Raw genomic sequence first — 20,010 nt, 5'->3', positions numbered from 1 at the left:
GAAGTCCGAAAGGCTCTCTTGGAGGCATTCGAATCGGAGGGTTTGACCGTGTGGAGCGAGGTGGCAGATGATGCGGCTCGACGCATCGCCGGGGCGGGCGAGGCGTAAGCCCGCCACTTACGCCGCCAACCTCCGCATTCGCTCGGGACAATAGACCTGGAGCTCCGCGAGGTGTGACTGGTGGGGCTTCAGGTACGGACGTAGAGGGGCTTTGCCCCCGATATGGGTGTGGCCGCGGAATTGGAGGAAAGCGGCGGAGGGCGGGTCACCGACGAGATGCCCACGTCTCTGCCGGCCTTCGTAGACGGCCGGCTCAGCTGGGCGTCCTGACGGATGCGCCCGCCTCAGCACCTACGGCCCCGCAGCACGCGAGATCGCCACGTGAGCTCCCTTCGTCACCTGCCACTGCGCGAATGACATCCCTTCTCCTACGGGTAGCAGGACCGCGACGCCGGCTGCATCGAGTACCCGAGCCACCAGTACCGAGCGTGGAACCGCCTCGCCTATCCCTCATCGGCCTCGTGGTCGTTGACTTCGTTGGCACGATCGATCTCGGCCATATGCTCCTCCGCCCAGGTCCGCAGCCCCGCAAGCACGGCTTCCAGGGACAGCCCGAGTCCGGTGAGTCGGTAGAAGACCCGCGGCGGCACGGTCGGTTCGACCCGGCGCGACACCAGCCCGTCGCGGGTCAGGCTTCGCAGTGTCACGGACAGCATCTTCTGCGATACGCCGGGCATCCTGCGTCTCAGCTCCGCAAAACGCACCTCGTCCGGTGCGGCATCGGCGAGCGTCTTGACGGCCATGGACGTCCACTTCGTGCCGATGCGGTCCAGCAACTGCCGCGTCGGGCACTGGGGATCGAACAGATCGCCAAGCACCCCGCGACCGGCGGCCCGGGCGCCTCGGGTGGTCACCTGTGGCTCACCACCTTCCCTGAAAGTGCCGTCTAGGCAGCGGTCGAACAGTTACCTATCGTTCCATGGTCACCGATGGTAACCAGCCGGGGGAGCTACCATGCCCGTCGCCACCGCACACCACCTGCGTCGCGTCACGACGAACCGTGTCCAGCTCAACGTCGCCATCGCCGGGGAGGGACCTGCGGTTCTCCTGCTGCACGGATTCCCGCACACCTGGCAACTCTGGAGCGGCATCATGGGCCGACTGGCGGGGCAGTACCGGGTCATCGCTCCGGACCTGCGGGGCTTCGGGGCCAGCACACGTGCCGTGGACGGTTACGACGCAGGCACCCTCGCCGCTGACGCCGAAGGGCTGCTCCACGCACTCGGCGAACCCTCGGCAGCAGTGGTCGGCATCGACGCGGGCAGCGCCCCCGCCGTCCTACTCGCGCTGCGCCGGCCCGGCCTTGTCCGGCGCCTGGTCGTGATGGAAGCGCTGCTCGGCCGCCTGCCCGGAGCAGAGCACGTCATCGCGGGCGGTGCCCCGTGGTGGTTCGGTTTCCACGCCGTCCCCGGCCTCGCTGAGACCGTCCTGGCCGGCAACGAGGCCCCATACATCGACTGGTTCCTCGACTCGGGCACGCTCGGGCGAGGAGTACCCGACGACATCCGTGCGGCCTTCGTTCAGGCTTACACCGGGAGCGAGGCCCTTCGCTGCGCGTTCTCCTACTACCGGGCCCTGCCCACCAGCGCGCAGCAGATCCAGGACGCCGTCGCGAGGGCTCGGTTGACCATGCCCACGATGGCAATCGGCTCTCACCCCGTCGGCACCGGGCTCGAACGCCAACTCCGTCCCATCGCCGATGACCTGGTCGGACACCATCTCCAGGACTGCGGCCACATCATCCCCCTCGACCGTCCCGACGCACTGTTCGCGCTCCTTGCCCCCTTCCTCGCCACCGATCTGCCGAAGTGACGGGGGCGGGGCCGAAGATCACGGTCGGCCGTTCGGGCATTCGTCCCAGCGGTGAGTCGTCGAAGACCGCCGGATCAGGCTGCGCATGGTGATGATTGTGGCGGCGAGGTCGAAGGAGTCGTGCAGTCGCTGCGACCACGCTGCCAGCACTCAGATATCGCACGAGGTCTTCTTCGTGCGGGGCGCTTGCACTGCGCACGGCAGCGATCAGCGATCAGCGAGGGGCCATCGGGATCTTCCTGCTGCAGTTCCCTGAACTCGCCGAGGAAGCGGTCTGTATGCGGGTATTCACTGGGCACCGCCCAGAGCGTCTTCGATCCGCGGACACTTCCCCCTCCCCTCCCCGGATGTGGGACGTGGTGGCGTCCCCGGCAGCCGGGACGCGGCCTGCCCGCCCCTGGTCGGGGCGGGCAGGCTGCGTGGTCACACCCGTGGTCGTCCCCGGGGTTACTTCAGGCCGTTGCTGATCGCGTTCACGAGTTCGCCGTTGACGGTGTCGCCGTTGAACTCCCAGAAGAACGCGCCGCCCAGACCCTGGTTCTTGGCCCACGCCATCTTGGTGCCGACGGTCGCGGGGGTGTCGTAGCTCCACCAGTCGGTGCCGCAGTGCGCGTATGCCGTGCCCGCGACCGTGCCGGTGGCCGGGCAGGTGGTCTTCAGGACCTTGTAGTACTGGTTGCCCGGCTCGACGCCGGCCGCCGGGCCGGTCGCGGTGCCGCCGGGGGCGGACTGGGTGACGCCGGTCCAGCCGCGGCCGTAGAAGCCGATGCCGAGCAGCAGCTTGGAGGCCGGGACGCCCTTGGCCTTCAGCTTGGCGATCGCGTCCGCCGAGTTGAAGCCCTGCGCGGGAATGCCGGGGTACGAGGTCAGCGGGGAGTGCGGGGCCGTCGGACCCTGCGCGGCCCAGGTGCCGAAGTAGTCGTACGTCATCACGTCGTACCAGTTGATGTACTGCGCCGCGCCGCCGTAGTCGGCCGCGTCGAGCCGGCCGCCGCTGGAGCCGTCGGCGGTGATGGCCGCGGTGAGCAGGTTGTTCGGACCGAACTTGGCGCGCATGGCCTGCATCATGTTCTTGATCGAGGCCGGGCCGCTGGTGTCGCAGGTGAGACCGCAGGAGTTGGGGTACTCCCAGTCCAGGTCGATGCCGTCGAAGACGTCGGCCCAGCGCGGGTCCTCGACCAGGTCGTAGCAGGACTGGGCGAAGGCGGCGGGGTTCTGCACGGCCTGGCCGAAGCCACCGGACCAGGTCCAGCCGCCGAAGGACCAGAGGACCTTGATGTGCGGGTACTGCGCCTTGAGCTTGCGCAGCTGGTTGAAGTGACCACTCAGCGGCTGGTCCCAGGTGTCGGCGACGCCGTCGACGGACTGGGCGGCGGTGTAGGACTTCTGGTAGTCCTCGTAGGGATCGCCGACGGTGCACTTGCCGTTCTGCACGTTACCGAAGGCGTAATTGATGTGCGTGATCTTCGAGGCGGATCCCGAAGTCACCAGGTTCTTCACCGTGTAGGAGCCCCAGTTGGTGAAGTAGCCCAGGTTGATCTTGCCGCTGCCGCCGGGGTTCTCGCCGCCACCGCCGCCGGTGGTGCGGACCGCCGTGGCGGCGGAGGCCGGTCCGGTCTGGTCGGCGGTGTCGCGGGCGACCACGGTGTAGCTGTAGTCGGTGCCGGCGGTCAGGCCGGTGTTGGTGTAAGTGGTGCCGGTGACGGTGGCGACGGTGGTGCCGTCCCGCTTGACGTCGTAGTTCTTGACGCCGTTGTCGTCCGTGGCGGCCGTCCAGGACAGCTTCACCGAGGTGTCGGTGAGGTCGCTCGCGGTGGGCGCGCCCGGGGCGGAGGGGGCGCTGTCCCCAGGGGTGGTGCTGCCGTCGCAGGCGGCGCCGTTGAGCTTGCAGCCGGTGGGGGCTCCAGTGCCGCTGCCGTTGAAGCCGAAGGAGACGGATGCGCCGGGGGCGAGGGTGCCGTTCCAGCCGAGGTTCTTGGCGGTCCAGTGGTCCGCGGAGTTGGTGACGGTGGCGTCCCAGGCCGAGGTGACCTTGGTGCTCGCGGGGAAGTCCCACTCGACGGTCCAGGAGGTGAGCGTGGTGGTACCGGTGTTCTTCACCGTCCACTTGCCCTCGAAGCCCGAGCCCCAGTCGGAGGCCTTGGCGTAGGTGGCGGTGGCCGAGGCGGCGGCTTCTGCGGGGGCGGCGAGGCCGACCATGGCGGCCATCGGGATGAGTAGCGCGGTGGCACCCGCGAGGGCCTTGGACCGCTTGTTCGGGATGATGCTCTGGGCCGATCTGGTGCGGCGCCGCCGCGTTGGGGTGCTCAAGGAAACTCCTCGCGTGAGGTTCGGCGGGCAGGGCTGTCCCCTGGCCTGTCAACCCTGCGTGTCCCTGAGTGCGTGGTGTCCCTCCTCGGCACCCACCGCAGTGTTCCCGCGACCCTAGAAAGGACTAGACCAATCGTCAAGAGGTCTGAACCAAAAGGTCGTTGACGACCGCCCGCCACGACCGTCGCCTCGTCGGGCCCGGCCTTGTGCAGAAGGCAAGGACCGCTCGTCGCAGCCCCGAAACCGGGGACGACCTGGCGAGTCGGGCAGACCCCTCCCATGCGGCCGGTGGCCGTCTTACTCTCCTGCCGTTGCGTGTTCTCGAAAAGCGGCTTCACACGGCTCGGGTCAGTCGACCGCCATCGCCTGCGCCGCGTCCGGTAGCTGTGGGGCGGTCACGCTGTGGGACAGCGGGTCCGCGGCGCTCCGGCTCCCGACGGGGGCGGCGCCGACCGAGCCTGTCAGCGTGACGCCGAGGGCGGCCAGGGCAGCGCTCTTGGCGAGCAGTCGCCCCGGGTGGCGGGGCGACCTGGTCATCGACTCCGCCTTCGTGGGCGTGGTCCGCCCGCTCGCGAGCGTACCGGGCGAGCGGTGGACTCCGGACGGGCACGCGGGGCCCCCGCCCGCCGACGCCGGCTGTGCAGCGTGCCAGGCGTCGCGCGCGTCGGGGATCGACAGCGCGGCCAGTGCCTTCTGGCAGGTGCGGGCGTCGGGGCGGCTGGACGCCTCGTGCGCCGTCATGGCCTTCAACAGCTCGCCGAGTCCCGGGGGGAGTCCATCGGGCAGCACCGGCGGGCGGTGCAGCCGCGCGAGCGCCGCTTCCAGGGGCCGGCCGCCGTACTCCCGTTCGCCCTTGAGGGCCTCCAGGAGCACGAGTCCGAGGCTGTAGACGTCGGCCCGCGGACCCGTCGTCCGGCCGAGCGCCTGTTCCGGTGCCATGTAGCAGGCCGTCCCGATGAGGATGTCCTCGCCGTCGGTCGCCGGGGCGGCCGCGCTGGGCGCGGCGTCGTCGGGCTCGGCCGCAGGGTCGTCGGTGGTGGCGAAGCGGCGGGAGATCCCGAAGTCTGTCAGGCGCGGGGCGTCGGTCGCGTCCAGGAGGATGTTCGACGGCTTGACGTCACGGTGAACTATTCCCGATCCGTGCACATGGGCGAGTGCGGAGGACAGCACGACCCCCATGCGGCAGGTCTCGGTCACCGAGAGCGCGGAGCGGGCGAGGCGCCGGCGTAGGGTCGTCCCTCGGACGAGCTCCATCACCAGGAAAGGACGGCCTTCGTCGCGACCGGAGTCGAAGAGGGTCACCAGGCCGGGATGCTGCAGCTGGGCCAGGAGACGCCCCTCGTTGTCGGAGTACTTCTCCGTCCGGGTGTCGCCGCGGCGGAAGACCTTCACCGCGACGGGCCTGCGCAGCCGGAGGTCCACGGCTTCGTAGACGTCGGCCGCTCCCCCTCTCCCCAGCAGGCCGTCGAGCCGGTACCGGCCGGCGACCGCGTGAGCCGTCAGCCGGGAGTCGGGTTGGACGCGCCAAGGACGGACCTGCATCTCGGTGCTCCCTGTCTTCCGTTGCCGCCTGCTGCCGTCCGCCTTCTCGTCGGCGGGCGGTGTGCCGCCCTCCGCCCCCGCCCGGTGCGGGCCTTCCGGCCCGGGGCGGTGATCGCCTCCGAACGTCACGGCCGTGCCGCCGCCACGTGCGAACCTCCGGGTACGGCTGCCCCGGATGCCCTGGGACATCCCTGCGACGACCGTGCATTCGGCCGACGCGGGCCATCGGCCGCGTACGTGCGTTGGAGGAACACTTTCCGGATGCTCTCGGGGAGACGGCGTGCACTCTCCGCCCCGACGCCGGTGGTTCTCGGTTTCGGAGGGGGCGGGGAGCGGGCGCCGATACGCCTGTCCGTGCGTCCGCGCGCCCCTTGCGTGAGGGGAATGGCCGTGACCGGATCTCGCCTCCACGGTGAAGCGCGTCCCGTCCCGCCCGGCATGGACGGGACGGTGCGCGTCCGGCGGCGCGAGAGGGCAGGACCGTTCGCGCGTCACCACTTCGGCGATCCATACCGGGGGGATCCATGGGCCGGCGCTGGTTGATCACAGGGTGCTCTTCGGGCCTCGGAAGGGCATAGGCCGTCGCGGCAGCACGGGCGGGGCACGAACTCGTGGCCACCGCCCGCAAAACCGCGGACCTGGAGGACCTCACCGCCGCCTGGCCCGGACGGATCGTCCCGGCCCCGCTGGAGCTGCGGGACCCGGCCTCCTGCCAGGAGGCGTCCGGACGGCCGTCGACCGCCTCGGAGGCATCGATGTCCTCGTCGACAACGCCGGCGACGGTCTGTTCGGCGCGATCGAGGAGGTCTCCGACGCCGAACTCCGGGAACCGCTGGAGATCCTGGTCGCACCAGGCCCCACGCCCCTGCGCATCCCGGTCGGCGCCGACGCGTACGGCCATCCGGACCTCGCGGAACAGGCTGCCCGCGAGGAGTACGCCGCGGCGCGGGCACCGGTCGACGGGCCACCGCCCGCCGTTTGACGGACCGTCGCACGTCACCCTGCGCCGAGGAGGCACCCGCCGTCGGGCCGCCGGGGGCGGGGCCGGTCGTGCGGACCGGAGGCATGCGCGGGGCTGTTGTTACCTGTGCGTTCCGCATGGGTGGAAGGTGACAGCGGCGACTTTCGGGGCCCTCGGAGGACGTGACAGCGTCCTGTCCGTCACCGATCGAGGGAGTGCGCAGTGAACAAGGGGTACGCGGTGTTCTGCGACGCCGACCGTCACTTCTACGACGCGCCGCACCGTCTGGTCTTCGCCGAGGGAGCGGGCGGCTCCCTCTACCGGGCGGCCACCCTCCCCGTACCCGAGGGCTGGACGTCTCACCGTACGGGCGACTGGCTCGCCCTGCGCCCCCTGGACCACCCGCTCCCGACGCAGGGCTGGAAGATCCACGTCTCGGCCTGTCTCGACAACGCGGAGGCGATCCTCGCCACGGTCCGCGCGTACTGTCTGGAACAGGGCGTGGCCTTCAAGTTCGTCCCCAGCCGCTATCTGCTGCACCAGCGCAACGCCAAGTACGCGGACCGCTCGGCGAGTGGCAAGTTCATCACCGTGTACCCGGCGGACGACGAGCAGTGCGAGCGGGTGGCCACCGATCTGGCGGGGCTGCTGGAGGGCCGACCGGGTCCGTACATCCTCAGCGATCTGCGCTGGGGCCGGGGCCCCGTGCACCTGCGGTACGGCAGCTTCGCCCTCCGCCACTGCTACGACGAGCACGGGGAGCTGCGGCCGGCCGTCGAGGACGGGTCCGGCACGCTCGTACCCGACCGGCGCGATCCCGTCTTCCACGTGCCCGCCTGGGTGACTCCCCCCGTCTTCCTGCGTCCGCACCTGGAGGCCAGGGCCTCGGTGACCGTCCAGGACATGCCGTACGACATCGAGAAGGCCCTGCACTTCTCCAACGGCGGTGGAGTGTACGAGGCCCGGGACCGGCGGACCGGGCGGCGGGTCGTCCTGAAGGAGGCGCGGCCGTACGCCGGTCTCGCCGCCGACGGCGCGGACGCCGTGACGCGGCTGCACCGCGAACGCGAGGCGCTGGAACGGCTTTCGGGGCTCGACTGCACGCCGGAGGTCCTCGACAGCTTCACGGTGGGCGACCACCACTTCCTGGCCCTGGAGTTCGTGGAGGGCAAGCCGCTCAACACCTTCTTCGCTCGGAGGCATCCGCTGATGGAGTCGGATCCGCCGGCGGAGCGGCTCGCCCAGTACACGGCGTGGGCGCTGCGGATCCACGGGCTCGTCGAGCGGGCCGTGGCCGAGGTGCACGCACGCGGAATCGTCTTCAACGACCTGCATCTGTTCAACATCATGGTGTCCGAGGACGAGTCCTCGGTGGTGCTGCTGGACTTCGAGGCGGCCCAGCCCGCCTCGGAGGGCGGTCGCCAGACCGTCGCCAACCCGGCGTTCGTGGCGCCCGCAGACCGACGCGGCTTCGACGTGGACCGGTACGCCCTCGCGTGCCTCCGGATCGCGCTGTTCATCCCGCTCACGAGTCTGCTGGCGGTGGACCGGGGAAAGGCCGCGCACCTGGCGGAGGCCGCCGCCGCGCGGTTCCCGCTGCCCCCCGGTTTCCTGGACGAGGCGGTTCGGGAGATCACGCGCGGCCCGGCCGGCGGCCGGTCCGGCGGGAGCTCGCGGGCGCCCGACCGTCCGGCGGCCCCCTCCCGGTTCCTGCCCACGGAGCCGGGCGACTGGCCGGACAGCCGTGACTCCATGGTGGGCGCGATCCTCGCGTCGGCGACACCCGAAAGGGAGGATCGTTTCTTCCCCGGGGACATCGCGCAGTTCGCCACGGCCGGCGGGGGCATGACCGTCGGACACGGCACCGCCGGAGTGCTCCACGCCCTGCGGGAGAGCGGGGCTCCCCGATGTCCGGAGGCCGAGGACGGGCTCCTGCGGCACGCCAAGCAACCCGACTCCGGCACACCGCTCGGCTTCTACGACGGGCTCGCCGGTGTCGCGTGGACCCTCGAACGGCTCGGGCACACGGCTGCCGCGCTCGAACTGGCCTCACTCGTCGCCGAACAGGACCACGAGGGCCTCTCCCCCGACCTGTACGGAGGGACGGCCGGTGTCGGACTCGCCCTGGACGCCCTGGCCACCGCCACCGGTGAGCGCGGCCTCCACGCGGCGGCCCTGCGCTGCGCCGAACTCTCCGCCCGCCCGCTCCGGGCACCCGCCCGGCCCGCGGGAGCGGCGGGCAAGGTGCGCACGGGGCTCCTGCACGGCTCCGCCGGACGGGCCCTGTTGTTCGTACGGCTCTACGAACGCACCCGGGACACCGCCCTCCTCGACCTCGCCGCCGAGGCGCTCCACGACGACCTGAGCCGCTGCGTCCGCGGCGCCTCCTGGACCCTGCAGGTCGACGAGGGCTGGCGCACGATGCCGTACCTCGGCGCGGGCAGCGTGGGCATCGGCATGGTGATCGACGACTACCTCCTCCACCGGCGCGACGACGCCCTGGACCGGGCGCGCCGCGAGATCGTGCGGGCTGCGCAGGCCACCTTCTACGCCCAGCCCGGTCTCTTCCGGGGCGTTGCCGGGATGGTGCTCCACCTCGCCCGTACGAACGTCGGCGGGCCCGGCACGACACCGGAGGACGTACGTCGCCAGGTCGGTTGCCTGAGCTGGCACGCCATGTCCTACCAGGGCCGTCTCGCCTTCCCCGGCGAGCAGATGATGCGCCTCTCCATGGACCTGTCCACCGGCACCGCGGGCGTCCTGCTCGCCCTCTCCGCGGCCCTGGGCGACCGCCCGGCCCACCTGCCGTTCCTTCCGCCGCTTCCACGGCCCCACGAACCGGCCCCGTGACGGGGGTCGCCCCGCACCACCCGTCCACTACGAAAGGAAACGATCATGAATCTCTTCGACCTTCAGTCTCTGGAGACCCCCAAGGACGAGGCCATCGGCGATGTCGAGACCGGCAGCCGCGCGAGCCTCCTGCTCTGCGGTGACAGCAGCCTCAGCATCACCACCTGTAACTGACCCGATCCGGCTTCCCGCACGGCGCCCCGAGCGCCGGTGAGGAGTCACGGGGCCCCGGGAGCGCTGCTCCCGGGGCTCCGGCCGTCGGGGCCGGACACCGGCGGCCCGGCGGAAACGTCGCTCCCGGAGGGGAAGAGAGGAGGTCGGATGGCCTCGCCGACCGGTTCCGACCGGCTGCTCCGCGGCGCCGTACGGCATACGGCGGGCACCACGGCGGCGCTGCTGCTCTGCTCTGTCGCCGGCGCGGCCTGCTCGCTCGCCGTACCCGCGCTCGCCGGCGGAACCCTGGACCTGCTGCTACGTCACCAGCCCGGTGCGGGGACATGGTTGCTGTGGACCGCCGTACTGCTTGCGGCCGAAGTGCTCCTGGAGTCCGGCTCGGTGCTTCTGACGCAGCTCGCCAACGCCCGCGCCACCGCCTGGATCCGGCTGCGTGCCCTGAGCGGTCTCCTCGGCACCGCGCCCCACCGGGCAGCACCCCACCCGGGTGGCGACGTCGCCACCCGGCTGTGCGTCAACGCCACCGACAGCGGCACGGCCCCGGCGGCGCTCGCGACGTCCGTGTCGGCCGTGCTCGTACCGATCGGCGCACTCGTGGCCCTGGCGCTCATCCACCCCTGGACCGCCGCCGTCTTCGTGGCCGGTCTGCCCCTGCTCCTGCTGCTGCTCCGCACGTTCGCCGTCCAGTCCTCCGACTCGGTCGGCCGCTACCAGCGGGCGCAGGGCGCCATCGCCGCTCGGCTGGCCGAAGCGCTGGGCGGCGCCCGTACCATCGCCGCCGCCGACACGGCGCGGCACGAGGAGGAGCGGGTCCTCGTGCCGCTGCCGGAGATGGCACGGCACGGCACCCGCATGTGGCACGTCCACGGCCGCGCGGTGGCGCGCAGCGGCGTCCTCCTGCCGCTGCTCACCACGGCCGTCGTCGCGGTAGCGGGGGTCGGTCTCGCCGCAGGCGAGGTCAGCATGGGCGGTCTGCTCGCCGCCTCGCGGTACGCGGCGCTCGCCGCAGGGATCGGCGGCATCGCGGCACCGCTCGGCACCCTGATCCGAGCCCGCAGTGCGGCACGCCGCACCGCCGAACTCGCCGATCTGGCGCCGATGTCGCACGGCTCCGCGGTCCTGCCACCCGACGCGCCCGGGGACCTGCAACTGCGGGGAGTGCGGGTGACGCGCGGCGGCGTCCCCCTGATCAAGGACGTGACGCTCTCGATCGGCGGCGGATCGACGGTCGCCGTCGTGGGCCGCTCCGGAGCGGGCAAGTCGACCCTGGCCGCCGCCGCGGGCCGGCTGACCGACCCCGACGCCGGGAGCGTCCTCCTGGACGGCGTCGACCTGGCGGAACTGTCCCGCTCGGAGCTGCGCGGGGCGACTGCGTACGCCTTCGCGCGTCCCGTCTTCGACGGCGGGGCCACCCCCACGATCGGCACCGCGTTGGCTGCCGGGACCGGGCCCGCCAGGAGCCCAGCCACGCCGACGAGCGTCCGGGACGCCGCGACGGCCGCCTGCGCCGACACCTTCGTCCGACTGCTGCCGCTGGGTTACGACACGCCGGTGGACGACGCCCCGCTCTCCGGTGGTGAGGCCCAACGCCTGGGGCTGGCAAGGGCGTTCATCGGCCGAGGCCGTCTGATGATCCTCGACGACGCGACGTCGAGCCTCGACACGGCCACCGAACGTCAGGTGGAGGCCGCCCTCGCCACGCCGTCACGGGCGTGCACGAGGCTGATCGTGGCCCACCGGGTGTCCACGGCCGCCCGGGCGGACCAGGTCGTCTGGATGGAGGCGGGCCGCGTGCGGAGGTCCGGACCGCACAGCCTGCTCTGGGAGGAACCGGAGTACCGCGCGGTGTTCACCGCGGAGGCCCAGCCTGCGGAGGCCCCGAGCCGGTCGACCGGGCCGGGCGGTCCCCCGGAGTCCGTCAGCTCCGGCGCTCCGCCGTCGGCCGTCCCGGGGACGGGGGCGGGCGAGTGACGCCCGCTCCGCGCCCAGGGCGGGCGAACGTATCGACGAAGCCGAAGACGCCTGACCGTCCGGCACCGGCTGCCGCCTCCGGTGAGACGGACGCGGCCCGACGCGTCACGGCCTCGCTCTGGTCCCTCCTCATGCGCCGCAAAGGGGTCATGGCGAAGCTGGCGGCCTGGTCGGCCGCCGAATCCGCGCAGACGTTCCTCGGCGGGTTCTGCGTGGCCCGCTCCCTCGACGACGGGTTCCTGAGGGGCGCGCCCTCGACCGGGCTCCTGTGGCTGGCGGGGGCCGCCGTGGCCATCCTGCTCGGCGCTCCCGTCGTCCGGGGCGTCTTCGCCCAGCTCCCCCACCTCACGGAACCGCTGCGCGACCAGCTCGTACGGGGGGCGGTGGTACGCGCCCTACGCACCGCCACGAGCACGGGCGGGGGCGTGGACGCCACCGCGGTGTCCCGGCTGACGAGTCAGACCGAGATCGCCCGGGACAGCTTCGCCGGACTGGTGCTCGCCACCCGCTCCTTCGTCTTCGTCGCCGTGGGGGCCCTCGTCGGCCTGCTGTCGCTCGCGCCGCAGTTCCTCATCGTCGTGCTTCCCCCCCTGGTCCTGGGCCTCGCCCTGTTCACGGCCTCCCTGCGGCCCATGGCGCGGGCCCAGCACCGGTACCTCGACGCGGACGAGGCCGTCGGCCGGCGTGCCGAGATCACCCGCACCGCTCTGCGGGACACCGTGGCCTGCGGTGCCCAGGAGGCTACCGCCGCGCAGAACCGCCGTGCCGTCGACGAGGCGGCCGCCGCCCAGCGCGCCCTGGCCCGCTGGGCGTCCGTACGCACGTTCTCGGTGGCGACGGCCGGGCAGCTGCCGGTCCTCCTGCTGCTCGCCGCGGCGCCGTGGCTTCTCCGCCAGGGCGTCACGGCCGGGGCCGTGGTGGGTGCGCTCACCTACGTCCTCCAGTCGCTGCTCCCCGCTCTGCACACAATGATGACCGTCCTGGGTGCCGCGGGCGCGCGGCTTTTCGTCGTTCTCGACCGGCTCACCCAGCCGCTGCCCCCGGCCCCTCCCCTCGCCGCCGCCCCGCCCGGCCCGCGCCGTACGGGCCGGGCGGCCACGGCACTGGAGCTGCGCCACGTGCACACCGCGTACGGCCCCGGGGCGCGCCCCGTGCTGGACGCGCTGGAACTGACCGTCGAACAGGGGGAACACATCGCCGTGGTCGGCCCGAGCGGCATCGGCAAGTCGACCCTGCTGCACGTCGCGGCGGGCATGCTCACCCCCGATCGGGGCGACGTACGGCTCTTCGGCCGCGCCGTCGCGGCCTGTCCGCCCTCGGAGCTCACCGCCCTGCGCGTGCTGGTTCCCCAGGAGGCGTACGTTTTCACGGGCACCCTGCGGGACAACCTGCGGTACCTGTGGCCCGGCGCCGATCGGTCCGCCGTCGACCGGACCGTGGGCGCGCTCGCCCTGGAACCGCTCGTCGACCGGGTAGGCGGGCTCGACCGTACGCTGGCGCCCGACGCCCTGTCTCTCGGCGAACGCCAGCTGATCGCGCTGGGGCGCGCCCATCTGGCCCCCGCCCCGCTCCTGCTGCTCGACGAGGCCACCTGTCACCTGGACCCTGTCGCGGAGGCCACGGCCGAGCGGGCTCTGAGCGCGCGGCCGGGAACCCTGATCGTGGTCGCCCACCGGTTGTCGTCGGCACTCCGAGCCGACAGGATCCTCGTCCTCGACGGCACCCGGGCTCATTACGGAACGCACGACGAGCTGCTCGCGCGTTCCGCTCTCTACCGCGATCTGGTGGGGCACTGGAGCCAGGTCCAAGGGTGAGCGGACCGTGCCCGCCAGGACGCCGCGGGGCGGTGCTCAGGTCCACCCGGCGCCCTGGGCGATCCGGATGGCGTCCACGCGGTTCCGTGCGCCGACCTTGCGGATGACGCTCGCCATGTAGTTGCGGACGGTGCCCTTGGTCAGGAACAGCGTCGCGGCGATCTCGGCGACCGGCGCTCCGTCGGCGGCCAGCGAGAGGACACTCAGCTCACGCCGGGTCAGGGGCATCTCCGCAGCCTGGAGGAATCCGAGGGCGAGCGTGTCGTCGATGAAGCGCTCCCCGTTGGCCAGACGGTGCACGGCCTCCAGTAATCGCCCCTTCGGGGCGTTCTGGTCGACGAAGCCGGCCGCCCCCGCGGAATGGGCCCGTCGCAGTACCCCCGGCCGCGGCCCGGGGACGAGGGCCAGCAGGGCCGGGCGGCCACCCGAGCCCTCCCCCGACGGCGGTGCGGTAGCGCCCACGGGCCGCATCGCCGAGGGCGGCAGACACTCGGCGTCCGCCACGTACACGTCGGGTTCGGACATCCCCGTCGCCGGGCCGTGCGGCCATCGGGGCAGCGAGGAGACCACCATGACCCCGCCCGACCTCAGCAGTTCGACCAGCGCGGTCCGCAGAAGCTGCGCCTCGTAGACCACCGTCACTCGTATCATTCCCACCCCTTCGATCCTCCGTCGTGCCAGGGGTGCACGACGCGAGCGGCCACCCCACCCCTCTGCCCTTGCCGCACCGGGCGGAACACAGCACCGGGTGCACGGGGGGCGCACTCCGGAGTGCCCCGGCCGGATCCGGTTCGTCCCTCCGACGCCGAAGCAGGCCAACGGCGTGTGCTGTCGACCGCGCCGAACGAGGAATGTCCAGATCGGACCCGTACGGCGCGCGGGGACGGGAGTGCCCCCCTCGGGGGGTTATCGAGTCGCCACGGACCCGCTCGGGCCGATGCCCCGCATCCACCGCATGTGAGTTCGATCGGGCCGCCGCCTACCCTCCGCCTTCGCGAGCGTCATCCGGATTCCACCCGGGCCGACGCCTTCCGGTTCACCACCTCGTCGACAACACACGCCACCGACAGTCGGCGCTCCGTAGGCCCGCAAGGAACGAGGGACCGAGGCAGTCAGGGCGTGCGTGGGACGACCGGCCCGGATCCGTAGGCAAGAACCACAAGCTGGGCGCGGTCATGGGCATGGAGATTCGTCATGGCACGGTTGACCTCCCCCCGTCCGCACAGGCCCTGCGGGCCCGTGTGTTGTCCGAGAGCAGCCGGTGCACCTCGCTGCGGGAGGGCCCCAGCCGCGCCGGGTCCACGACGATCTCGGCGTCCCGGCCGGAGGCGGTGACGAGGGCCTGTGCGAGGTCCCCGATCGAAATATCCCGGCCTGTACCGAGGTTGACGCGCGTTCCCAGCGCCCGGTCGCAGCCCGCCAGCGCCAGGAACCCGGCCGCGATGTCGGTGACGTAGGTGAAGTCGCGGGTCGGGGTCAGCGAACCGAGACGGATCTCCCGTGCCCCAGAGTGCAGTTGGGCGAGGATCGTGGGGATGACGGCCCGGGCCGAATGGCGGGCCCGTAGGTGTTGAACGGCCGCACGACGGTCACCGGCAGCTCGTAGGCGTGCCAGTGGGACAGAGCCTCCGCTTCTGTAACGGTGGGCAGCACCTGCAGGGACCGGGGAACGCCCGGTCATTCTGCCGCCGTCCAGGCCCTGACCGGTCCGGGGAGGACTCCGGGCGCCCCAGCGGGTGGCGCGCCTTCCATGAGGCTGCGGCGCGCGTCACTCCTCCTTCTGCCGCAGCAAACGATGAGATCACCCGCCGGCAGGCCTCGGGCGCGGATGGCCGCGGTCTTCGGGCCCGAGGCCGCCGACGCGGTGCTCGACGTCACCGGCGGAGACGTGCACCACGAGCTGCTGATGGCGCGCGACCTGGTCTCCCACGTCATCGGAACGCCGGCCCGCTCCAGCAGCGGGTCCCCGGAGAACGCCGACGCCTTCCGCCTGGTCGCGAAGGCCCTCTACTGCCCCGCGAAGGCCTGCGGGAGGGCATCGCGGATGGCGGTGATGAGGGTTCGGCTGGTACTGAAGGCGGCGGTCATGGCCTGGGCGGGGTGCGTACCGGCCTGCTGGTGGAGGACGACGCCGAGGATGAGACGGGGGGTTCCCTCGATGTTCTTGGTGGCGGCCCACATGAGGTTGCCGCCGGCCGGGGTCGAGGAACCGGTCTTCAGACCGATCACCCCGTCCTGGCCGAGGAGCCTGTTGCTGTTGCGGATCTGCACACCGGTACCGGGAGCCGTGACGGCGGGCGTGGCGACGATCCTGCGGAAGGCTTCGTTCTTCATGACGGCGCGGGCGAGTGTCAGCTGGTCCCTCGCAGTGCTTTTCGTACTGGACTCGATGCCCGAAGCGCCCGTGTAGACCGTGTGGTCCATGCCGAGTTTCGAGGCAGCCTCGTTCATCTTCCTGGTGAACTCCTCCTGGCTTCCCGCGTCCCAGCGGGCCAGAAGCCTGGCCACGTTGTTACCGGAAGGCAGCATCATGAGCTCCAGAAGCTGACGCTGCGTGTAGTCCCGGCCGGCCACGAGAGGTGCCGTCGACTCCGTTGCGGAGTACGACTCGTCGGCGGCCTGCTGGTCGGCGGTCACCTTGATGCCCTGCTCTTCCGCGGACATCGGGTGATCGGTGAGGATCACGTAGGCGGTCATGACCTTGGTGATGCTGGCGATCGGCACCGGTGTCTGCTCGCCCCTGGTCCCCAGGCTGCCGATGCCGTCGACTTCCGCGCTCGACTGCCCTTCCGCCGGCCACGGCAGGTCCGCCGCCCAGCTCGGGACGGGGCCCGTTTCGGGGCCCGCGGCGCCGGGGCCGGGAAGCCCTGAGCCGGAGAGTTCATTCCCGGCGAAGGTGTACCAGCCGGCCGCGCTGCTCACGAGGAGGGCGGCGGACAGGCACACGACGGCAGGCAGGCGCAGAAGGGCGCGGCAACGGCGGGGGCCGGCGGACATGGGAGCAGGCATGGGAGACCTCCAAAGGCGGGACGGGTGCGAATCGGCACCTGAACTCACCTTCGAGGGCTCGTACTTCCGACCGAGCGCGCCCCCGTTTCCGTCGCCACGGGGTCTTGTTGCGGTTACGTTTCAGACGGGGACGGAGACAGGTCGAGGGTGGCGGTCGCACCTGCACCGGGGTCGTTGGCGAAGGTCAGCCGGGCTCCGAGGACGCCGGCCTGCCCCAGCGCGATGGTGAGTCCCAGGCCGTGACCGCGTCCCCGCGCAGAAGTCCCCGTACGGAAACGCTGCGGCCCTTCCTCAAGAAGCGCCGTGGGCATACCGGGCCCGTGGTCCCGCACCACGATCCGCCCGCCCGTGACGGTGACCTCCACGGGGACTGCTCCGTGACGGTGAGCGTTGGTCACCAGGTTGACCACGATCCGTTCCACCCTCCGCGGGTCGGTATCCACCTCAGCGGCGTCTCTGAGGGTGACGAGGGTCTGCGAGCCGGTCCGGCGTACGACGTCGGCCACCAGCTCCCCCAACGGCACCACATCAGTCCGCGCCCGTTCAACCCCGGCGTCGAGCCGGGAGATCTCCAGGAGGTCCTCGACCAGAGCGTTCAGTGCCAGGGCCCGGCCGCGTACGAGTTCAGCCGCTTCGTCGTCGCGCGGGAGCAGTTCGGCGGCGGTGGACAGGCCCATCAGCGGGGTGCGCAGTTCATGGGCGACGTCCGCGGTGAAACGCCTCTCGTTCTCCAGCTTGCGCTGCAGGGTCTCGGCCATCACGTCCATGGCGGCCGACATCTCGGTGATCTCGTCACGGGCCCGGCCACGGCGGCCGATCCGGGCGTCGAGGTCGCCGTCGGCGATGGCGCGGGCGGTGCGGGAACCGTGACGCAGCCGACGGTTGATCGGCTCGGTGGCCAGGGCGGCGAGCGGCACGATGACCGCGAGGGCGGCCAGCACGGCTTTGATGATGCTGCGGTCCAGGAGCTGGAGGCTCCGGACCTCGGAACTCATGTCCGTCCGGGCGACCAGTACGCGGTTCCCCTCGACGGGCATGACCGCCCACAGCCAGTACCAGTTGGGGGGCTTCTTGTCGTACCAGGTCGCGTACAGACCCCTCGGATCCTTCGCCGCCAGCGCGCGTGCCAGGGGCGCGTCCAGTTGTCCGGGCGTGCGGATCTCGACGTCGAGAGGCGCGGTGCCGGTGCGGGAGTACTCGCGCTCCGCCGCGGTCAGGCGGGCGGCGACGCGTTGTTCGCCGGTACGGTCGCCACGTTCGGACATCGCCTGGTGGACGAGCACGCCGATGACCCCGGCAACCGCGCAGCAGGCGGCCGCGGTCAGGGCCGCGATCTTCCAACGCAGGGCGCGTGGGTTGAAGAGTGCCATGGGCCGTGGTCGTCTCTCAGTCACGGACGAGTTTGTAGCCGAACCCGCGGACCGTCTCGATCCGGCCGGTTCCGATCTTCTTGCGGAGGCGCAGGACGCACAGGTCCACGACCCGGGTGTCGCCCTCCCACCCGTAGTCCCAGACATCACGGAGCAGCCGCCGGCGATCCAACACGATGCCGGGTGCCGCGGCGAACTGAAGGAGGAGGCGTAGTTCGGTGGGGGTCAGCGGGACGGGATGGCCGTCGCGGTGCACTTCCAGACCGATGGTGTTCACGGTCACGTCGCCGAAGACCAGCAGCTTGGGGGGCGCCGCTCCGGCCTGGCCCGGGGGCACTGCACCGGCTTGGTTCGAGGTCGCCGCACCGGCTTGGTCGGCGCGTGCGCCGGTGTCCGGTGGGCGGATGGCAGGCTTCTGTGCTTGTTCGGGTCGCTGGAAGCTCGCACGGCGCAGCAGCATACGGATACGGGCGACGAGGACAGCGGTGTCGACGGGTTTGACGACGTAGTCGTCGGCACCTGCCTCCAGGCCCGCGACGACATCGAGGGCATCACCACGCGCGGACATCATCAAGATCGGGACCAGGCTCTCTTCCCGGATCCGCTGACACAGCCCGATGCCGTCGAGCTCGGGCAGCATGACGTCCAGAATCAGCAGATCATGGGCGCCGGCCCGGAACGCCTCCAGGCCGGCCAGTCCATCCTCCGCCACCGCGACCACGTAACCGTAGCGCTCCAGGAAAAGCTGGACGGAGCGGCGGATGGCGGCATCGTCCTCGACAACGAGAACACTGACGGAGCCGGGTACACGGATGTCCGACATGTCACCTATCTACTTATGGGCGGGCAAATGTTGAGCTGTCATGGTAAACAGCCGGCCCGGCGGTGTGGTCAGCCGGCCCTGCGGTACAGCCGGCCGGCGGCAGCGCAGTCAGCCGGCCCGGACGGTGCCGCCGGCAAACCGGGCCGACTGGTCACAGCCGCAGCGAGGCCGCGACGGGGAGGTGGTCACTGCCCGTGGCCGGCAGCGACCAGGAAGAGACGGGACTCACTCCCCTGACGAAGATCTGATCGATGCGGACCAGCGGAAACGACGCCGGCCAGGTGAATCCGAATCCGGCGCCCGCCTCCCCCTGCGCGGAACGCAACTGCGACGTCAGCGGCCTCAGCGCAGTGTCCTCGCCCGTACCGTTGAAGTCACCCACCACCACGACCCGGGGCAGCCGCTCCGCCCGCACGACCTCAGCGAGGTTCCTTCCCGCCTCATTGCGGCGGGCAGTGGCAAACCCCCCGGCCGGGGAAACTCGTACCGACGCGAGATGAGCGGCGAACACAGCGACGGGCCCTTTCGGAGTGTGCACCGTGGCCCGCACCGCACGCGTCCACGGCATGATCGGCACCGGTTCCACGTCGCGCAGCGGATACGTACTCCACAGCCCGACACCCTGGTGCACCGAGTGATACGGGAAGTTCGCGGCCAGCTCACGCTCGTACACAGGCGCCGTCTTCGACGACAGCTCTTCCAAAGCAAGCACATCCGCCCCGGACAAGGCCAGAGCACGCGCAGTCCGCCCAGGCTCACGGTTGGCCTCGCCCACGTTGTGCGTGACCACGACCAGGTCTCCGCCGGCGGAGGTCTTGTCGACGACCACACCGCCGAAGAGAGACACCCACGCGACCGCGGGGACGACCACGGCCACCGCCGCGAACCGGGAACGCCGAACCACCGCGAACGCGAGCAGCACGGGGACACCCAACCCAGCCCATGGCAGAAACGTCTCAAGCAAACTGCCCAGGCCGAACCCGTTCGGGACCTGAGCGTGCAGCCACATCAGCAACGCACCCCACAGCGCCGACACGGCGATCAACCGGTCGCTACGCCCCGCAGGGATCCAGCCCGCACGACGCGACCGTGCATCGCCCCCAGGCGGATCAGCCGGGTCAGACGGCCCCGCCTTGGGGTCGACAGAGCCCGCCGGGACGGCGGATCCCGTCCTGGCAGCGGGTCCCGCATGGCCGGTGGGTTCGGCATGGCCGGTGGGTCCCGTGTGGACGGCCGGCCCCGCCTGAACGGCAGGCGCCGCGTGGACGGCGGCATCGGGGCGGTGGGGAGTACTCGGCATGGCAACAACCTCCG

At 71.6% G+C, this 20,010-nt stretch carries 14 protein-coding genes and 3 pseudogenes; 6 read left to right on the top strand and 11 right to left on the bottom strand.

All coding sequences use genetic code 11. From position 1 onward, the window contains the following. Positions 1 to 503: 503 nt before the first annotated feature. Positions 504 to 914 (bottom strand): winged helix-turn-helix transcriptional regulator, encoded by a 411-nt coding sequence (locus IF00_RS0134925; protein ID WP_030325166.1) that lies wholly within the window; start codon positions 912 to 914, stop codon positions 504 to 506. Between the two features lie 100 nt (positions 915 to 1,014). Here IF00_RS0134925 and IF00_RS0134920 point away from each other — a divergent pair, with 100 nt between their 5' ends. Further along, the gene (locus IF00_RS0134920) at positions 1,015 to 1,872 is read left to right on the top strand and encodes an alpha/beta fold hydrolase (protein WP_030325165.1); all 858 of its coding nucleotides are present in this window, start codon (positions 1,015 to 1,017) and stop codon (positions 1,870 to 1,872) included. Positions 1,873 to 1,890: 18 nt separating this feature from the next. Here IF00_RS0134920 and IF00_RS48130 read toward each other — a convergent pair. The 3 genes and pseudogenes from IF00_RS48130 to IF00_RS41770 form a co-directional block, all read right to left on the bottom strand. Further along, a pseudogene (locus tag IF00_RS48130) lies at positions 1,891 to 1,986 on the bottom strand (IS5/IS1182 family transposase); the annotation flags it as partial. 333 nt (positions 1,987 to 2,319) lie between these two features. Beyond that, a complete protein-coding gene (locus tag IF00_RS0134915; protein ID WP_030325162.1) occupies positions 2,320 to 4,182 on the bottom strand; it encodes a glycoside hydrolase family 18 chitinase in 1,863 nt (620 codons plus the stop codon). A 348-nt stretch (positions 4,183 to 4,530) separates the two neighbouring features. Next, positions 4,531 to 5,724 (bottom strand): serine/threonine-protein kinase, encoded by a 1,194-nt coding sequence (locus IF00_RS41770; protein ID WP_030325161.1) that lies wholly within the window; start codon positions 5,722 to 5,724, stop codon positions 4,531 to 4,533. A gap of 550 nt (positions 5,725 to 6,274) precedes the next feature. On the opposite strand from IF00_RS41770, the gene IF00_RS0134905 reads away from it, so the two are divergent. The 5 genes from IF00_RS0134905 (at position 6,275) to IF00_RS0134885 (ending at position 13,494) form a co-directional block, all read left to right on the top strand. Then, on the top strand, positions 6,275 to 6,706 hold the full coding sequence (locus IF00_RS0134905) for a hypothetical protein (protein ID WP_030325154.1): 432 nt from the start codon (positions 6,275 to 6,277) through the stop codon (positions 6,704 to 6,706). Between the two features lie 201 nt (positions 6,707 to 6,907). Next, positions 6,908 to 9,535: a class III lanthionine synthetase LanKC gene (gene lanKC, locus IF00_RS0134900; protein ID WP_030325152.1), complete on the top strand. Its 2,628-nt coding sequence runs from the start codon at positions 6,908 to 6,910 to the stop codon at positions 9,533 to 9,535. Positions 9,536 to 9,580: 45 nt separating this feature from the next. After that, a complete protein-coding gene (gene ramS, locus IF00_RS0134895; RefSeq protein WP_030325150.1) occupies positions 9,581 to 9,709 on the top strand; it encodes a mycelium formation morphogenetic lantipeptide SapB in 129 nt (42 codons plus the stop codon). A gap of 147 nt (positions 9,710 to 9,856) precedes the next feature. Beyond that, positions 9,857 to 11,680 (top strand): ABC transporter ATP-binding protein, encoded by a 1,824-nt coding sequence (locus IF00_RS0134890; protein ID WP_030325148.1) that lies wholly within the window; start codon positions 9,857 to 9,859, stop codon positions 11,678 to 11,680. A 149-nt stretch (positions 11,681 to 11,829) separates the two neighbouring features. Beyond that, positions 11,830 to 13,494: an ATP-binding cassette domain-containing protein gene (locus IF00_RS0134885; RefSeq protein ID WP_245234714.1), complete on the top strand. Its 1,665-nt coding sequence runs from the start codon at positions 11,830 to 11,832 to the stop codon at positions 13,492 to 13,494. 36 nt (positions 13,495 to 13,530) lie between these two features. Here the strand turns inward: IF00_RS0134885 and IF00_RS0134880 are convergent, their stop codons facing one another. The 7 genes and pseudogenes from IF00_RS0134880 to IF00_RS0134850 all read right to left on the bottom strand — a co-directional run bounded on the left by IF00_RS0134880 (position 13,531) and on the right by IF00_RS0134850 (position 19,996). After that, positions 13,531 to 14,145: a helix-turn-helix transcriptional regulator gene (locus IF00_RS0134880; protein WP_030325141.1), complete on the bottom strand. Its 615-nt coding sequence runs from the start codon at positions 14,143 to 14,145 to the stop codon at positions 13,531 to 13,533. 461 nt (positions 14,146 to 14,606) lie between these two features. Beyond that, positions 14,607 to 14,705, bottom strand: a pseudogene (locus tag IF00_RS47270) (DNA-binding response regulator); the annotation flags it as partial. 20 nt (positions 14,706 to 14,725) lie between these two features. Beyond that, positions 14,726 to 15,120: pseudogene (locus IF00_RS44270) on the bottom strand (NAD-dependent epimerase/dehydratase family protein); the annotation flags it as partial. A 381-nt stretch (positions 15,121 to 15,501) separates the two neighbouring features. Continuing rightward, a complete protein-coding gene (locus IF00_RS0134865; RefSeq protein WP_245234713.1) occupies positions 15,502 to 16,503 on the bottom strand; it encodes a D-alanyl-D-alanine carboxypeptidase family protein in 1,002 nt (333 codons plus the stop codon). A gap of 113 nt (positions 16,504 to 16,616) precedes the next feature. Then, a complete protein-coding gene (locus IF00_RS0134860) occupies positions 16,617 to 17,873 on the bottom strand; it encodes a sensor histidine kinase (protein WP_030325135.1) in 1,257 nt (418 codons plus the stop codon). Between the two features lie 16 nt (positions 17,874 to 17,889). Then, positions 17,890 to 18,696: a response regulator transcription factor gene (locus IF00_RS0134855; protein WP_030325133.1), complete on the bottom strand. Its 807-nt coding sequence runs from the start codon at positions 18,694 to 18,696 to the stop codon at positions 17,890 to 17,892. Positions 18,697 to 18,847: 151 nt separating this feature from the next. After that, positions 18,848 to 19,996 carry an endonuclease/exonuclease/phosphatase family protein gene (locus IF00_RS0134850; protein ID WP_078944978.1) on the bottom strand — a complete coding sequence of 383 codons (1,149 nt, stop codon included), beginning with the start codon at positions 19,994 to 19,996 and terminating at the stop codon, positions 18,848 to 18,850. Between the last annotated feature and the right edge of the window lie 14 nt (positions 19,997 to 20,010).

Source organism: Streptomyces flavochromogenes, assembly GCF_000717595.1.
In the GTDB taxonomy this organism is placed as follows: domain Bacteria; phylum Actinomycetota; class Actinomycetes; order Streptomycetales; family Streptomycetaceae; genus Streptomyces; species Streptomyces flavochromogenes.
The sequence above is the reverse complement of the archived record's forward strand: the minus strand, read 5'-3'. Positions and strand labels throughout refer to the sequence as shown.

Bases quoted from the DNA above. Each gene is read 5' to 3' on its own strand.
- IF00_RS41770 (WP_030325161.1), bottom strand. From the start codon at position 5,724: ATGCAGGTCCGTCCTTGGCGCGTCCAACCCGACTCCCGGCTGACGGCT.
- IF00_RS0134855 (WP_030325133.1), bottom strand. From the start codon at position 18,696: ATGTCGGACATCCGTGTACCCGGCTCCGTCAGTGTTCTCGTTGTCGAG.
- IF00_RS0134920 (WP_030325165.1), top strand. From the start codon at position 1,015: ATGCCCGTCGCCACCGCACACCACCTGCGTCGCGTCACGACGAACCGT.
- IF00_RS0134890 (WP_030325148.1), top strand. From the start codon at position 9,857: ATGGCCTCGCCGACCGGTTCCGACCGGCTGCTCCGCGGCGCCGTACGG.
- IF00_RS0134850 (WP_078944978.1), bottom strand. From the start codon at position 19,996: ATGCCGAGTACTCCCCACCGCCCCGATGCCGCCGTCCACGCGGCGCCT.
- IF00_RS0134880 (WP_030325141.1), bottom strand. From the start codon at position 14,145: ATGATACGAGTGACGGTGGTCTACGAGGCGCAGCTTCTGCGGACCGCG.
- ramS (WP_030325150.1), top strand. From the start codon at position 9,581: ATGAATCTCTTCGACCTTCAGTCTCTGGAGACCCCCAAGGACGAGGCC.
- IF00_RS0134865 (WP_245234713.1), bottom strand. From the start codon at position 16,503: ATGCCTGCTCCCATGTCCGCCGGCCCCCGCCGTTGCCGCGCCCTTCTG.
- IF00_RS0134885 (WP_245234714.1), top strand. From the start codon at position 11,830: ATGGCGAAGCTGGCGGCCTGGTCGGCCGCCGAATCCGCGCAGACGTTC.
- IF00_RS0134860 (WP_030325135.1), bottom strand. From the start codon at position 17,873: ATGGCACTCTTCAACCCACGCGCCCTGCGTTGGAAGATCGCGGCCCTG.